This is a genomic window from Candidatus Neomarinimicrobiota bacterium (genome assembly GCA_022560655.1).
Lineage (GTDB): Bacteria > Fidelibacterota > Marinisomatia > SCGC-AAA003-L08 > TS1B11 > JADFSS01.
Genome location: JADFSS010000004.1, coordinates 49,589 through 65,073, shown reverse-complemented (window position 1 = coordinate 65,073; position 15,485 = coordinate 49,589). Strand labels below are relative to the sequence as shown.

15 protein-coding genes and 2 tRNA genes are annotated in these 15,485 nt (G+C 61.1%); 16 read left to right on the top strand and 1 reads right to left on the bottom strand.

What is annotated here, in order from left to right; all coding sequences use genetic code 11:
• Positions 1-106 precede the first annotated feature (106 nt).
• Positions 107-583 carry a hypothetical protein gene (locus IH971_01495; GenBank protein ID MCH7496509.1) on the bottom strand — a complete coding sequence of 159 codons (477 nt, stop codon included), beginning with the start codon at positions 581-583 and terminating at the stop codon, positions 107-109.
• A gap of 379 nt (positions 584-962) precedes the next feature.
• On the opposite strand from IH971_01495, the gene IH971_01490 reads away from it, so the two are divergent.
• The 16 genes from IH971_01490 (at position 963) to rplT (ending at position 15,483) form a co-directional block, all read left to right on the top strand.
• Positions 963-1,036, top strand: a tRNA-Arg gene (locus tag IH971_01490).
• Position 1,037: 1 nt separating this feature from the next.
• Complete coding sequence (locus IH971_01485) at positions 1,038-2,906, top strand: tetratricopeptide repeat protein (protein ID MCH7496508.1); 1,869 nt, start codon at positions 1,038-1,040, stop codon at positions 2,904-2,906.
• 15 nt (positions 2,907-2,921) lie between these two features.
• On the top strand, positions 2,922-3,710 hold the full coding sequence (locus tag IH971_01480) for a dihydroorotate dehydrogenase electron transfer subunit (protein MCH7496507.1): 789 nt from the start codon (positions 2,922-2,924) through the stop codon (positions 3,708-3,710).
• 18 nt (positions 3,711-3,728) lie between these two features.
• Positions 3,729-4,646, top strand: a complete 918-nt coding sequence (locus tag IH971_01475) for a dihydroorotate dehydrogenase (protein MCH7496506.1) — start codon at positions 3,729-3,731, stop codon at positions 4,644-4,646.
• Positions 4,643-5,155, top strand: a complete 513-nt coding sequence (locus IH971_01470; GenBank protein MCH7496505.1) for a septal ring lytic transglycosylase RlpA family protein — start codon at positions 4,643-4,645, stop codon at positions 5,153-5,155. The genes IH971_01475 and IH971_01470 overlap by 4 nt, the downstream gene beginning before the upstream one ends.
• A gap of 31 nt (positions 5,156-5,186) precedes the next feature.
• Positions 5,187-6,089, top strand: coding sequence for a phosphatidate cytidylyltransferase (locus tag IH971_01465; GenBank protein MCH7496504.1), 903 nt, complete (start codon positions 5,187-5,189; stop codon positions 6,087-6,089).
• Positions 6,090-6,373: 284 nt separating this feature from the next.
• On the top strand, positions 6,374-7,861 hold the full coding sequence (locus IH971_01460) for an aldehyde dehydrogenase family protein (GenBank protein MCH7496503.1): 1,488 nt from the start codon (positions 6,374-6,376) through the stop codon (positions 7,859-7,861).
• 126 nt (positions 7,862-7,987) lie between these two features.
• Entirely contained in the window at positions 7,988-9,316 is a 1,329-nt protein-coding gene (locus IH971_01455) for an L-lysine 6-transaminase (protein MCH7496502.1), read from the top strand.
• Between the two features lie 21 nt (positions 9,317-9,337).
• Positions 9,338-10,000 carry a 16S rRNA (cytidine(1402)-2'-O)-methyltransferase gene (gene rsmI, locus IH971_01450; GenBank protein MCH7496501.1) on the top strand — a complete coding sequence of 221 codons (663 nt, stop codon included), beginning with the start codon at positions 9,338-9,340 and terminating at the stop codon, positions 9,998-10,000.
• On the top strand, positions 9,964-10,623 hold the full coding sequence (tmk, locus tag IH971_01445) for a dTMP kinase (protein MCH7496500.1): 660 nt from the start codon (positions 9,964-9,966) through the stop codon (positions 10,621-10,623). The genes rsmI and tmk overlap by 37 nt, the downstream gene beginning before the upstream one ends.
• Positions 10,616-12,271, top strand: a complete 1,656-nt coding sequence (locus tag IH971_01440) for a S41 family peptidase (GenBank protein ID MCH7496499.1) — start codon at positions 10,616-10,618, stop codon at positions 12,269-12,271. The genes tmk and IH971_01440 overlap by 8 nt, the downstream gene beginning before the upstream one ends.
• Before the next feature lie 70 nt (positions 12,272-12,341).
• Positions 12,342-12,415: transfer RNA gene (locus IH971_01435), tRNA-Val, on the top strand.
• Positions 12,416-12,460: 45 nt separating this feature from the next.
• Positions 12,461-14,410 (top strand): threonine--tRNA ligase, encoded by a 1,950-nt coding sequence (thrS, locus tag IH971_01430; GenBank protein ID MCH7496498.1) that lies wholly within the window; start codon positions 12,461-12,463, stop codon positions 14,408-14,410.
• Entirely contained in the window at positions 14,391-14,915 is a 525-nt protein-coding gene (locus IH971_01425) for a translation initiation factor IF-3 (protein MCH7496497.1), read from the top strand. Before thrS ends, IH971_01425 begins: the two co-directional genes overlap by 20 nt.
• Before the next feature lie 16 nt (positions 14,916-14,931).
• Positions 14,932-15,126, top strand: coding sequence for a 50S ribosomal protein L35 (gene rpmI, locus IH971_01420; protein ID MCH7496496.1), 195 nt, complete (start codon positions 14,932-14,934; stop codon positions 15,124-15,126).
• 12 nt (positions 15,127-15,138) lie between these two features.
• Positions 15,139-15,483: a 50S ribosomal protein L20 gene (gene rplT, locus IH971_01415; protein MCH7496495.1), complete on the top strand. Its 345-nt coding sequence runs from the start codon at positions 15,139-15,141 to the stop codon at positions 15,481-15,483.
• The last annotated feature ends 2 nt before the right edge of the window (positions 15,484-15,485 follow it).

The following is a 15,485-nucleotide window of genomic DNA, read 5'->3' as shown; positions in this document are numbered from 1 at the left end:
CTGTAAGCAACTTGCCTTCCAAGCGAGCCACCACTTAATCGTAACGAGGCACTTGCCTAGCGCTCATATCAACGCCTTCCTCCAAAGCGCCACTGCTTAAGAGCTCCTAAAGCGTGTTAGGTGGCGCCGCTTGGAGGGCAGCATCATGATGTCTCTTCAACAACCGGCGTGCAAATTTGCGCGCGAACCACGCTAGCAAGAGGCTGCCCGCAGCTCCCGGAAACGCCAATTCTACTAGTTCCTGGTCGATCACGAAACCGAGCAAATTCGCGATTGCTACGGCGATGTAGAACACCCCTGCCACTCCGTATAGATAGTAGAGGAATGTGACGATGCGTCCCCCTGTCGTACGAGGAGACGATAGGAGCACCAGCCGAGATAGTCGGGACTTCGGTGCCGATCCGGCCGCAACGCGATCCTCGGCGGCAATCCCCGTTGACTGTACGAATTGAAGGAGCTCCTCGAGCTCCCCGTCTAAAACGCTCCAATCGTGGTCCGAGGGGTGCTCCTTGTGGAATGTCTTCATCTCTCGAACCAGCTGCAGCCGCTTGAGACGGTACTCCGTTTCTCGGAGTCGTGCCACTAGCCCCACTCGGGAAGTAATAAGACTGCTCAGCACTGCGATCAGAGCAGGGGCCACGCCTCCGATGATTGCCCCTATGAGGATTTCACTCATCGCATACCCCGTCGGCACGGAATCAAGGGCGGCGCCACCGAAAGTAAAAGCTCAGCGGCGAAGCTTGCCGTTGTCCGCTGCAGCGATTTCGTAAGCATATGTATTCTAGTGGCCACTAAACTACCCAATCAATTGAGACTAAGGAATTTATACATGGATAATTGGCATTGCCAACTGTCGGGGCTGATCTGGCCGCATAGCTGCTCCCAGGGATTCACGAGGAAGATTGTGCTGGTGCGCTAACAGTCCTTTTATCGCGGCACAGGAGCGTCTAATTTTTCGCCGCGCCCTTGTAGCTCAGCTGGATAGAGCATCTGCCTCCTAAGCAGAGGGTCGTGGGTTCGAATCCCGCCAAGGGCACATGATGCTTGACCCGATCTGTGAAAGGCGTGCCCCCAGCGGGCTGCGCATGCAAAACGGGCTGGCGGCGATCCTGTTGGCCACCGCCCTCACCGGCTGCGCCTATTTCAACACCTTTTACAACGCCAACAGTTATTTTAAGGCGGGCCTGGCGGCTCTGGCCGCAGCAGGCGGTTCGGGGGGCGAAACCATCCCAAAACCTGCCAGCGACGCTTTCGGCACCGCCGTGGAGAAATCACTCAAGGTCATCGACACATATCCCGAAAGCCGCTATGTGGATGATGCCTTTTTTATCCTCGGCAGGAGCCACTTTTATCGCCGGGAGTACGGCCTTGCCGAGCGGTACCTTCGCCAGCTGCTGCAGGAGTACCCCTGGAGCCCCTTCGTCAACGAGGCGCGGGTCTGGCTTGCCCGGGTGCATGCCGAATTAGGGCTGCTGGAAGAGTTGGAAGCCGACCTAGCCCCCGTCCTAGCCATGAAATCGCCGCCCCGCAGGCTGTTGACCGACATTTTTGTGCTCCGTGGTGATCTAGCACTCCGTCAGGGCGATACGGCAGCCGCCATCATCGCATTCGAGAGTGGCGCCCAGCGGGCCGGCGACCCTGTGCGCAGGGCCACCATCTACCACCAGCTCTACTCCCTGGCGGTTGAGCAGGCGGACTACGGCCGCGCGCTGGACTACCTCGACAAGTACGCCCGGACCACACCCAGTGAACGGGAACGCGTCAATGCCCGATTGACCCGCGTGCAGCTGCTGCAAAAAGGGGGCGATCTGGCAAGCGTTTACCAGGACATTCGCAACATGATGTCCCTCAGCGAATTCGCCAGCATTGTCCCAGGGCTGGTGCTGGAATTGGGCAAGATCGAGCTGCAGCAGGGGGATGCCGATGCCGCGGCTGAACACTTTGAGGAGGTTGCCAAGGAATTTCCCACTTTGCCCGAAGCCAGCGAGGCAGCCTACCGCGCCGGCGAACTTTATCTGGCCGACCTATCCGAAGCCTCAGCGGCGCGAGCATACTTCAAACGCGTCAAGCGGAACACGTCGTACTACCAGGCGGCACAGATCAAGTTGAAGCAGTTGGAGACGCTGGATCAGCTGGAGAAAAATATCAATACTCTCCGGGCACAGCTGAGCGGTGGGGGGTATGAGGGCGCGGCGGCGGGAGAGCCGGGTGCCCGTGGCCGTGCCCAGCTGGATGAGAGGCCAGCCCGCCAACCGCGGGCCGGTGCCGGGAACAGTGCGCAGGGCAGGGCAGCCACGGTGGAGGACGTGGAGCTGGACACGGCTCAGGTGCGGCAGGACCTGGCCTATGCCATGTACCGTACGGCGGAAATACAATTCTTCGACATGCACAACAGCGAACTGGCGCTCAAGCTCATGGCCACGATTGTCTCCACCCTGCCCGAGACCGAAGTTGCCGCGCAAGCCGCCTACGTCTTACACGTTCAGACCGCTGAGAATCCCGAGCAAGCCCTGTTTTGGAGATCGTTGATCCTGGAACAATACCCCAGGTCGACGTATGGTCTGGTGTTGAGCGGCGCAGCTGCAACCGTGCGTAATTCGGCGTTGGAGAGGCTGGTTGCTCAGGCTGGTGACCAGGTGATCGGGCGGCCGGAAGCTGCGCTGGGACTGTTCCGCAACATCCGCCGACGCTTCGGGACCGAGCAGTCCGCATTTGCCATTGCCTATCTGTACGACGAGTACCTGGCGGAGCTCGACAGCGCTATCACTGCTTATGACGAGTATCTGACTGTCTATCCCCAGGGTACCTACCAGCAGGTTGCCAGCCGGCGGTTGGAATTCCTGCGGCGCATTCAGGCAGATGTGTCTGGCAAGCCCACCGCGCGGGATGGTGGAGCAGCCCCTTAACGCCCCTGACCCCACATGGTGATTGAGACCGCAACCGTACGTGCCAACGACCGGCTGGCCCGCGGCATCTACAAACTGGAGCTGGAAGCACCCGCGATTGCGGCGGCGGTGAGGCCGGGCCAATTTGTGGAAGTGCTTATCGATGAGAGCCCCGTGCCCCTGCTGCGCCGTCCCATGAGCGTGGCGTCACGGCAAGGCGACCACATCGCATTGATATACAAAATTTTTGGAGTGGGAACGAAGACCATGGCCGCATGGGAGCCCGATGTTGCGGTTAATCTTTTGGGGCCCCTGGGAAACGGCTGGCAGTTGGCCGACGGGAGCTATCCCATACTGGCGGGTGGTGGCGTCGGCATCGCGCCCATCAGTTTCCTGCACGATGAGCTGCTAGAGCAGGGCATCGAACACCAGCTGATTATGGGTGCCCGGGCACGGGCGGAGCACTACCTGTCCCATGCGCCCGAAAACGCCATTACGCTGGCGACGGACGACGGTTCCCTGGGGATCAAGGGGACGGTGCTCGATGGGATCGCAGGGGTCCGCGAACGGCTCGGAAGCGACAGAATTACCATCTATGGCTGTGGCCCAACACCCATGCTGGCGGCCCTCCAAGCGTTTGTCCGTGACCACAATCTGGCCTGCCAGCTGTCCATGGAGACTATCATGGGCTGCGGCTTCGGCATTTGTCAGGGTTGCACCGTGGAGCTGACCCGCCCGCCTGATCCGCCGCCGCATAGCTACCGGGAGCACTACCAGTTGGCCTGCCTGGACGGACCGGTGTTCTGGGCGCGCGATCTGGCTTGAGTTCAGGGCCGTAGCAGCATGGCTGACCTGACCGTTGCCCTGGGCGAGAAGCTGGCTCTGCGGAATCCGATTCTCACGGCCAGCGGCACTTTCGGCTACGGCGACGAGGCACCGGACCTGGTGGATGTCAACCGGCTGGGCGGGCTGATCACCAAATCGCTCACGCGCTACCCCCGGGAGGGGCACCCGCCGCCACGCATCGCAGAGACGCCCGCGGGCATGCTCAATGCCATCGGACTGGCAAATATCGGGGTGGAGCGGTTCTGCGCCGAAAACTTACCTTTTTTGGCCGGGCTGAAGACGGCCGTGCTGGTGAGCATCGCCGGGTCCAGCATGGATGAATATGGTGAGGTTCTGGAAATCCTCGAGGCCGGCGACCCCGGCATCGCCGGATATGAGATCAATATCTCGTGCCCCAACGTAGCCGCGGGGGGCATGGAGTTTGGCGTTAGCGCCGAGATGACCGAAAAGCTCACCCGGCTGCTGCGGCCGCTCACCCAGCGGCACCTGATGGTGAAACTCAGCCCCAACGTTACCTCCATCGCCGACATCGCCTTGGCCGCCCAGCGGGGCGGTGCCGACGCGGTGAGTGCCATCAACACCGTGGTGGGCCTGGGCGTGGACCCGCGCACGGGCGTGTTCCACGTTTCGGGCGGCCTGGCGGGCCTCTCGGGACCGGCCATACGGCCCATCGCCCTGGCCGCCGTTTACCAGGTTGCGCGAGCCGTAACCATTCCCGTGGTCGGGGTGGGGGGCATCATGACGGTGGACGACGTGGTGGCGTTTCTCCGGGTGGGCGCCCACGCCGTACAGGTGGGGACCGCCAACTACCGGGACCCGGCTATCGGGCTGCGCCTGGCAGCGGAGGTGAGTGTGTTCATGGAGGAACTGGGTGTCGAGCGTATCTCCGGGTTTTGGGGCAGCAGCCTGGCATGACCGCGCGGAAGTTCCGCTGGCTGGCCGTGGGCCTGATGGCAAGCCTCCTGATGGCCGGTTGCGCCTCGGCACCGCGCTACACCTCCGGCAAAAAAACGCCGCGCAAGAAACCCGCCACCAGCAGACGGATTCCTCCCCCGGCCAAGCGGCTCCCCTCGGTCAGGCTGCCGCCGGGGACGGTCCTGACGGGCGTGTCGTCGTTCTATGGGCCCGATTTTCACGGCAAGCTCACCGCCAACGGCGAAGTCTACGATATGTACGGGCTCACCGCCGCCCACCGGACGTTGCCCCTGAACACCATTATCAGGGTGATGAATCTGGCGAACGGGCGACACCTCATTGTCCGGATCAACGATCGCGGGCCCTACATTGAGGGGCGCATGCTGGACCTGTCCTACGGCGCCGCCCTCAAGCTGGGTTTCATCGGGCAGGGCACGACCAGGGTGCGCATTGAAATTATCGAACTGGGAGACGACGTCTATATGAAGCACTTGCCGGAGAATCCATGACCTTGGCAAACCGAAATAAGGCCCGCTAACTTTGCCGGCCGAGCCTGCCGCAACCGCGCGTGAAGACTCCCTGAGCGCGCGCCTGATTGTGCCCCTAGTGGGCATTCCTGCACTGCTGTGGGTCACATGGCTGGGAGGCGTGCCCTATGCCCTCTTCGTGACGGGGATGGTGCTTCTGGGGTTGCGGGAATACCTGGCGGTGCTGCCCAAGGGGGGACTGGTGCCGCGCCCGCTACCGGTCTATGCGGCGGCGTTGGGCCTGCTGGCCGGCTTCGCCTACCGGGCCGGTACGCTGGGGCCGGGCCTGGCAGGGGGTGACGCGGCACTCTTCCTGCTGGCTGCGGTGGTCCTGCTGGTCATGGTGCTCCAGACTGTCGAGGTGGTGGCAAGTGCCGGCTCCGGGTGGGCCAATCTGGCCGCGAACGTGGTGGGAGTACTGTGGATCGCCGGCTTTGGCGGCACGTTCATGCTGGTGCGGTCGGCAGCGCTTCCTGCGGTGGGCCCCACCGTGGATGTGGCCTTCCGGCTGACTGTGGCGCTGTACGTAGCGGTGTGGATCTGTGATTCACTGGCCTACCTGATCGGGCGTCGATTTGGCCAGACCAGGATTTTGCCTAAGGTGAGTCCGAACAAGACGTTGGTGGGCACGCTAGCAGGGGCGCTGGGCGCCCTCACGACCATGCTGTTGCTGGGATTTGCAGGCTGGCTGCCCAAGGGGGCCTTCGCCCTGGATGGCCTTATATTGCTGGGGCTTATCGTGGGGCTGGCGGGCCAGATGGGCGACTTTGCGGAGTCACAGTTCAAGCGCGATTTCGGCGTCAAGGATACGGGCACCCTCCTGCCGGGGCATGGGGGCGTGCTGGATCGCTTCGATTCACTACTGTTTGTCATGCCACTGACCTATCTGTACATCGAATTCCTATTGCGCTCCTAGCGCGGCGCATTCCTCCGGCCGTCCGTGGCCGGCATGGACGGCCCTTGAAGGCTGCCATTGTGGGGACCTCTTCCTCATGAGCGGAACGGACGGCAGGGATCTGAAAGGGGCTTGAAAACTGCCTGATAGCCCCTCGGTTCCTGTGTAACTTTCTTGGCTTTAGCAGGGATCATATACCTCCCTGCCAACTGAACGACGGGTCGATTCAGGGCGCCCGGTTGGGCGCCCGCCGAAGAGACTCATACCAGCCAGACTGATTGGGGGCATTTACTCGAGGTAGAGTTATGGCGAAAGCATACAAGAATTTCATCGCTGGAGAATGGTGTGATTCCGCGAGCCAGCGGCGCTTTGACAATATCAACCCCGCCGTTAACAGTGACGTGATCGGTACATTTCCCAAAAGCACGGGCGATGATGTTGACCGCGCGGTGCAAGCCGCGCGCAGTGCCCTGCAGGGCTGGAGCAGGGTGCCGGCACCCGAGCGGGGGGAGATCATGAAACGGGCCGGGGACATTATGGTGGCCCGCAAAATGGAGCTGGCCCGCCTGCAGACCCGGGAAATGGGCAAAGTCCTGGCCGAGACACTGGGTGACGTTCAGGAAGGTATCGACACCGCCTATTTCGCCTTCGGTGAGGGTCGGCGCATGTTCGGCCAGACCATCCCGTCGGAGCTGCCTAACAAGTTCAACCTCACCACGCGCATGCCGCTGGGGGTGGTGGGCGTGATATCGCCCTGGAATTTCCCCATGGCCATTCCCACGTGGAAAATTTTCCCCGCCCTGACCAGCGGTAATACAGTCGTCTTCAAGCCCGCGTCCGATACCCCCGCCACGGCCACCCTGCTGGTGGAGATTCTGCTGGAAGCAGGCGTGCCCCCGCTGGCACTGAATCTGGTCCACGGCGGCGGCACGGAGGTCGGCACTGCCATTGTCAAGCACCCGGACATCGACGGCATATCATTCACCGGCAGCACGGCGGTGGGCAGGCAGATCAACGCGGAGGCGGGAGCGCAACTGAAACGGGTTTCGCTGGAGCTGGGCGGAAAGAACGCTCAGATCATCATGGCCGACGCCGATCTGGACCTGGCACTGGAGGGGGTCCTGTGGGGCGCGTTCGGCACCACCGGACAGCGCTGCACCGCCACCAGCCGCCTGATCCTGCATGCGCCGATCCACGACCGGTTTCTGGAACAGCTGGTGGAGGCCACGGCAGCGCTGCGGCTGGGCGACGGGCTGGATGAGGAGGTGGACGTGGGGCCGGTCATTAATGCTGACGCCCGGGAGAGGATTCACGGATACGTGCAGGTAGGCGCCGAGGAGGGGGCCAGCCTGCAGCAGGGCGGCGACATCGCCACGGGAGGGAGCCTGGATCAGGGCAGCTTCTACCAGCCCACCATCTTCACCGGAGTAAAACCCGGCATGCGCATACACGATGAAGAAATCTTCGGACCGGTGTTGTCAATCCTCACGGCTGCAGACCTTGACGAGGCCATCGAGCTGCTGAATGCCACCCGCTACGGCCTGTCCTCCTCGCTCTATACCCGGGACGTGAATGCAGCCTTTCAGGCCATGCGGGACATCCAGGCGGGCATTACCTACATCAACGGTCCCACCATCGGCGCGGAGTGCCACATGCCGTTCGGTGGCGTGAAAAACACCGGCAACGGCCATCGCGAAGGTGGCTCGGCGGTGTACGACTTTTTCAGCGAGGCCAAGACCATCTACGTGGACTACAGCGGCGAGCTCCAGCGGGCGCAAATCGACAACCGATGAGAGCGGCCGAACCCCATTGGTCCGCGTTCGTGGTTTCAAGTCGGATCTCGAGTTGGATGTAACCGGGGACATTTATATCCCGGTTGCCCAAGCATTCAAATTCAAGCCTATCCGACTGGAGATCTGATGTCAGCTTCCATTGCACCCCAAAACGTCCGGGCAGTCCTCGGACGGCATACCCACACCGACGGCTTTGAGACCGTCATTGACCTTGAGAAGAGCCACGGATCGTGGATCGTCGATGCCGTGACCGGCAGGGAATTTTTGGACGTCTACGCCATGTTTTCATCCATGACCGTGGGCTACAATCATCCCACCATCGTGGCCCACCGGGAGCGTCTCGCCCGGGCGGCCGTGAACAAGCCGACCCTGTCGGACATGTATACGGGGGAGTTCGCCGAGTTTGTGGCCACGTTTGCCGAGATCGGCATGCCCGACTACCTGCCCCACGCTTTCTTCATCGAGGGCGGCGCGCTGGCCGTGGAAAACACCCTCAAGGCCGCCTTCGACTGGAAGGTGAGGAAAAATCTAGCGGCCGGACGGCCGGCGTTGGGCAGCAGGATCATGCACTTTCAGTACTGCTTCCATGGGCGCAGCGGCTATACCATGAGCCTCACCGATAGCCACGATCCCCGCAAGACGCTTTACTACCCCAAGTTCGACTGGCCACGCATCACCTTTCCCCGGCTGCGATACCCCATTACCGACGCTGTGGAGCAGGAAATAGCCGCTCTGGAGGCACAGGCGAAAGGGGAAATGGAACAGGCCATCCACGACCACCCACACGACATTGCCGCCGTCATCGTGGAACCCATCCAGGGCGAGGGGGGCGACAACCACATGCGCCCGGAATTTGCCCGCTACCTGCGCCAGCTCTGTGATGCGGAAGAGATCATCCTGATTTTCGATGAGGTGCAGACCGGCGTCGCCATTACCGGCGCCTTCTGGGCCCACGAACATTTCGGTGACGATGCCCGGCCCGACATCATCTCGTTCGGGAAAAAGAGCCAGGTCTGTGGCCTGCTGGCAGGGCCACGATTCGATGAAGTGGAGCACAACGTGTTCCAGGAATCCAGCCGCATCAATTCGACATTTGGCGGCAACCTGGTGGATATGGTGCGGTTCAACCTCATTCTGCAGATCGTCAAGGCCGAAAACCTGATGGTGGCTGCCCAGCTGCAGGGGAGTTATCTGCTGGCCAAACTGGAGGCCTTGGCGGAGGAGTTTCCCGGCTTTGTCTCCAACGTGCGGGGCCAGGGTCTGTTCTGTGCCTTTGACCTCCCATCGGAGACGGAGCGCGAGGCCGTACTGGCGGCCCTCTACCGCGACGGGGCCATCGTGCTGGGAAGCGGTGACCGGTCGGTGCGTTTCCGGCCGCACCTGACCATTTCGCGGGAAGAGCTTGACCAGCTGAGCGATCTGCTGCACACCTCCGTCAGGAGCTGCCTCGCTTAGGTGGAGCCCGGCACCCTGTACGTGGTCTCCACGCCGGTGGGTAACCTCGCCGACATCACCTTGCGGGCGCTGGAAGTACTGCAGCAGGTGGACGTCATCGCCGCCGAGGACACGCGCCATACGGGCATGCTCCTGAGGCGCCACGGCATCACTGCTCACCGGATGATGAGCTACCACGAGCATAACGAGACCCGCAGAGCCAGCCAGCTGGTGGCGTTGCTGGAAGGGGGGGCGGACGTAGCCCTGGTCAGCAATGCCGGCACGCCGGCCATTTCCGACCCGGGGTACCGGGTGATCACGTCGGCTGGCGAACGGGGCATCGCGGTGGTGCCCATACCGGGTCCCAGCGCGCTGCTGGCGGCCCTGGTGGCCAGCGGACTGCCCACCGACCGCTTCCTGTTTGAAGGTTTCCTGCCCCGCAAGAAGGGGCGCACCGCCCGGCTGCAGGAGTTGGCCACATTTAAGGGCACGGTCATCATTTACGAGTCACCCCTGCGTCTCAGCGCCACGCTCCAGGACGTGTTGACTCACTTCGGCGACCGCCGGGTGGCCTTCTGTCGGGAGCTCACCAAAAAATTTGAATCGGTTGTCAGGGGCACGGTTAGCGAGGTTCTTGCGGGTGTCGAGCAAAAAGCCGTAAAAGGAGAATGTGTGCTGGTCGTGGCCAAGGAGGGGCTGTCATAAGGGGACGCTTCATAGCCTTTGAGGGCATCGACGGCTCGGGCAAGACGACCCAGATCGGGTTGCTTCAGCAGCAGCTGGAGTCCCTGGGCCGAACCGTAACCGTCGTGCGGGAGCCGGGGGGCGCGGGGCTGTCCGAGGAGATCCGCACCCTGTTGCTGGACCACCGGGACCGAGACCTTAGCGTGCGAGCCGAGGCGCTCCTGTTCTCAACAGCCCGAGCACAGTTGGTGGAGGAGGTACTCATACCAGCCCTGGAGCGGGGGGAGGATGTGCTTTGTGATCGTTACGCCGACAGCACTGTTGCTTATCAGGGATACGGGAGGGAACTTCCTCTGGATGAGATCATTACCATTCAAGCCTTCGCCACGAAGGGCCTGAGGCCAGACCTCAAGGTGCTGCTGGATTTGCCCGTCGAGCGGGCAGCAGCCCGGCTGTTGGGCAGCTTTGCCGACCGCATGGAGAGTGCCGGAAGGGCCTTCCAGGAACGCATCAGGCGGGGCTACCTGGCGCTGGCGGAGGCGGCTCCAGCTGAGTGGCTGGTGGTCGAGGGAGACCAGTCGAAGGAATCGATCGCCAAGGAGATTGCCGCACATGTCAAGCAGCAGCTCGATAAGGATGACTGAACGCTCGAAACAATACCGCCTGTGGCTATTGGCGCTAGGATTGATGCTGGCCAGTTTTGGCGCCGCGGCAGCAACAGACCTGTTCAGATCCATTTCGTCCAACCTGCGCGCCTACAACAACGTGGTCAAACATCTGCTGTCGGAATATGTGGATGATATCAACAGTGAGGAGCTGATCTCGGCAGCCATACGGGGCATGCTCGACGACCTGGATCCCTACACCGTCTTCATCCGTGCACAAGACCAAGCCTCGGTGAACATGCTCACCCGCGGGAAATATGGCGGTGTGGGCATCCGGTTGGGTGTGCGCGGCGACACGCTTACCGTCATCGCCCCCATGGAGGGAACCCCCGCCCACCGTGCCGGGGTGCGGCCCGGTGACAAGATTATCAAGATTGATGGCGAGAGTTCGGACAAGGTTCGCGTAGACGAGGCGGCGGGAAAAATCCGGGGCAAACCCGGCACGGAGGTAACCCTTACCTTTATTCGCATGGGCGCAGCCGAGCCCCTTGAGGTTGTCCTGGTCCGCGAGGAGATCAAGGTCAACGATCTGCCTTTCTATGGTGCCCACGACGGCATTGGCTACATTCGCCTGAACCGCTTCTCACGGAACGCCGCCAAAGAATTCCGCTCAGCGGTGGTGGAACTGAGTGCGCAGGGCCTCGATGGACTGGTACTTGACCTGCGGGGAAATCCAGGGGGTTTGCTGCAGGACGCCGTTGCCATGGTAGATGCCATGGTTGAGCCCGGTTTGGCGATCGTGGAAACCAGGGGCCGCACGCGCAAGGCCAACCGCAAATATCTATCCGAGCGGAAGCCGGCCCTCGACCCGGCAACCCTGCTGGTGATTCTGGTGAATCACGGCTCGGCTTCGGCCAGCGAAATTGTGGCCGGCGCCATCCAGGACCTGGACCGGGGGGTCATCGTGGGTGAGCGGACGTTCGGCAAGGGTCTGGTGCAAAGTATTTTCCCGGTGGGCAAGAACACGTCGCTGAAACTGACCACGGCCAAGTACTACATCCCGTCGGGTCGGCTGATCCAGAAGGAGGACTACCTGAACAACGGCGTCCTCACGGACGGGCTGGATATGCGTGACTCCGTTTTTGTGACCCGTAGCGGCCGGGTGGTTTCCGGAGGCGGGGGCATCAATCCTGACATAGAGGTGCGGCGGCCGGAGCTGGCACCGTTGACAACCCGTTTGTGGTCCCGCAGCCTGTTCTTCAGTTTCGTCACCGAAAACCAGCGGCGCTACAATCTGACGCTGCCCGTTGCCATCAGCGACCAGGTCATGGAAGATTTCCGGGCCTATGTTCAGGGCAAAGACGTGACGGCAAGTTTCCCCGGCCAGCAGGAATTGGCGTCCTTCGAGGCCAGCCTGGCAGCGCTCGAGTCCTTCGACGGCCAGGTGGACCTCGCTGCCCTGCAGTCCTACTACGAAGCGCGTGCGGCGACCGCTTTCGACGATGAGTACGAGCAGATTCGACGGCGGTTGCGCCTTGGGTTTGCCGCCCTGATTGCGGGAGTGGAAGCACGGATCGAGTCCTCGTTGCAGGATGATGCCGCCTACCTGCGCGCCGTAGAACTGATCCAGACTCCTTTAGCCTACCAGCAGATTCTGGCGCCCAGCGACCACGCCGCCCGCAACTGATCCCCCGTCCGACCTATTCGTTTGACATACTTCAATCTGCCCATGTAACTTCTCCCCCGTCGGGAAAACGGGTCGATTAGCTCAGCTGGTTAGAGCGCTTGCTTGACATGCAAGAGGTCACTGGTTCAAGTCCAGTATCGACCACAGCTGCATGCCGAAACATGACCCCAAACCTGGCCACCAGCAACCTTGAAGTCAGACCTCCAGATTACCCTACCCGATGCCTCCATCCGATCGGTGAAACCGGGCACCACCCCCGGCGAAATCGCCAACTCTATTGGTAAGCGACTGGGGCGGGACGCCGTTGCCGCCCTGGTCAACAATGTGCTGGTGGATCTAAACACCCCCCTTGATGGCGACGCCACCCTCAGCATCATCACCAAACAGGATGACCGAGGGCATGAGATTCTGCTGCACAGCACGGCGCACTTGATGGCCCATGCCATCAAGAATTTCTATCCCGGCGCCAAGCTGGCCATTGGACCCGTGGTGGAAGAACGTTTCTACTATGATGTGGAGCTGGCGAGTACCCTTACCGAGGAGCTGCTGGAGCAGATTGAGGGGGAGATGCGCCGCATTGTGGAGCGCGATTATCCCGTTCGGCGGAAGCTGCTGAGCCGGGCTGAGGCGCTCAAGCTCTTCGGCGAACGGAACGAGGATTACAAGCTGGAGATTATCGGGCAGATCGAGGGAGACGATACAATCTCGGCCTATGAGCAGGACAGTTTCATCGACCTCTGCCGGGGACCGCACGTCCCGTCCACGGGTATGCTGAAGCATTTCAAACTGCTCAGCACATCCGGCGCCTATTGGCGGGGTGACGAGCGCAACCAGATGTTGCAGCGTATTTACGGCACTGCCTGGCCGGACAAGGCGGGGCTGGCGGACTACCTGCATCGTCAGGAGGAGGCCAAACGCCGGGACCATCGCAAGTTGGGCAAAGAGCTGGACCTGTTTTCATTTCACCCGTCCGCCCCGGCCAGCCCCTTCTTTCACCCCAAGGGGGCCATCATTTACCAGGAACTGCTGACCTACCTGCGGACGCTCTACCGGAGATACGGTTATGATGAAGTCATCACACCGGAGATCTACAACGTGGACCTGTGGCGCACCAGCGGACATTGGGACCACTACCGCGAGAACCTGTTCCTGATCCCCCAAGGAGAGGACGAGGACTCGTGGATGGGGGTCAAACCGATGAACTGTCCCGGCCACGCACTGATCTATGCCTCCCAGTTGCGCTCCTACCGGGATTTGCCAATGCGCCTGGCCGACTTTGGACGCCTGCACCGCGACGAGAAAGCGGGTGTGGTCTCGGGCCTGACACGGGTGCGCAGCTTTGTCATTGACGACGCCCATATCTTTTGCACCGAGGACCAGATTGGCTCGGAAATCCGCAGCCTGTTTACCATGATTCAGGAGGTGTACGACGTATTCGGATTTGAAGACGTGGAGATCATGCTCTCAACGCGGCCTGAGGATTTTTCCGGTCCTACCGAGCAGTGGGACCGCGCCGAGGAGCTGCTGGAACAGAGCCTGGAGGAAATGGGGTACAGCTACCAGGTGGCGCCGGGCGAGGGATCATTCTACGCGCCCAAGATTGATTTTGACTTCCGCGATGCCTTGAAGCGCAAGTGGCAACTGACTACGATCCAGCTGGATTTTTCACTTCCAGAGCGATTCAGGCTGAAGTACATTGACGCCGCATCCCAGGAGCAGAGACCGGTGGTGATTCATCGGGCGATTCTGGGCTCCATAGAGCGCTTCATCGGCGTCTATCTGGAACATACGGCGGGTGATCTGCCCCTATGGCTCGCGCCCGTGCAGGCAATCGTGTTGCCCGTGTCGGAAAAATCGACAGATTACGGTGAGGCAGTTGTGGCGGCGCTGGAAAGGGCCGGCTTGCGGGGCAAGCTGGATAACCGCGGTGAAAAAATAGGTGCGAAAATCAGGCAGGCCGAACTGCAAAAGATTCCCGTCATGCTGATTATCGGAGAACGCGAAGCCGGCGAGACAACGGTTTCCGTGCGTCGGCGGCACCTGGGCGACCAGGGAAGCCTGGCACTGGATGATGCGGTGGCGCGATTGAAGAGCGAAGTCAGGAACAGAGAGAGGAGTCCTGCCCATAGCCAAGGCTAATCCAGGTCCCCGGGTAAATAATGAGATTACGGCGCTGGAGGTGCGCCTGGTAGGCCATGACGGCGAACAATTGGGATTGGTCTCCCTTGATGAGGCCCTGGCGCAGGCCGATGCACTGGGTCTGGACCTGGTGGAGGTGGCCCCTCAGGCGGAGCCGCCCGTGTGCAAGATTTTGGACTTTGGCAAATACCGGTACAATCAGCAGAAACGCAAGCGGGAGAGCAAGAAAAAGCAGCATGTTATCGCCAACAAGGAAATGCGCATGCGACCGGGGATTGGCGATCACGATCTGGAGACTAAAATCAACCATGCCATCAAATTCTTGCAGGATGGGAGCCGCCTTAAGGTAACGGTGCGGTTTCGCGGCCGGGAACTCAGCCGCCTGGATCTGGGCACCACCCTGCTGGACCGGGTGGTGGAAATGCTGGCAGATTATGCCGAAATAGACAAATCGCCCATGGTAGAAGGACGCAACATGATTGTTTATCTGGTCCCCAAAACATGACAGAGGAGCCTGCAAAATGCCCAAGATGAAAACCCGCCGGGGTGCAGCCAAACGGTTTAAGCTCACCAGTTCGGGCAAAATCAAGCGTAACAAGGCCAACAAGAGCCACATGTTGACCAAGAAATCTCCGAAGCGGAAGCGGCGTCTCCGCAAGGGCACAATCTTGACCTCGGTAGAAGTCAAGCGCGTGAAGAAAATGATCGTCGCGTAGGAGCCCGAGAGCATGCCCAGATCCAACAGCAGCGTACCCCGGCACCGTCGGCACCGCAAAGTAGTCAAGCTGGCGAAAGGCTACTACGGCGCCCGTTCGCGCAATTACCGTACCGCCAAAGATGCCATCATCAAGGCCCTGAGCTATGCCTACCGCGACCGGCGCCAGCGCAAGCGCCAGTTCAGACGCCTGTGGATCGCGCGGATCAATGCAGCCGTCCGGCAGCACAATATGAGTTATTCACAGTTTATGTTTGCTCTGCGCAGCAAGAACCTGGAGTTGAACCGCAAGACCCTGGCCGACATGGCCGTGCGCGACCCCGAGAGCTTCGCAGCCCTGGTAAAGTCCGTCTCCTAGGT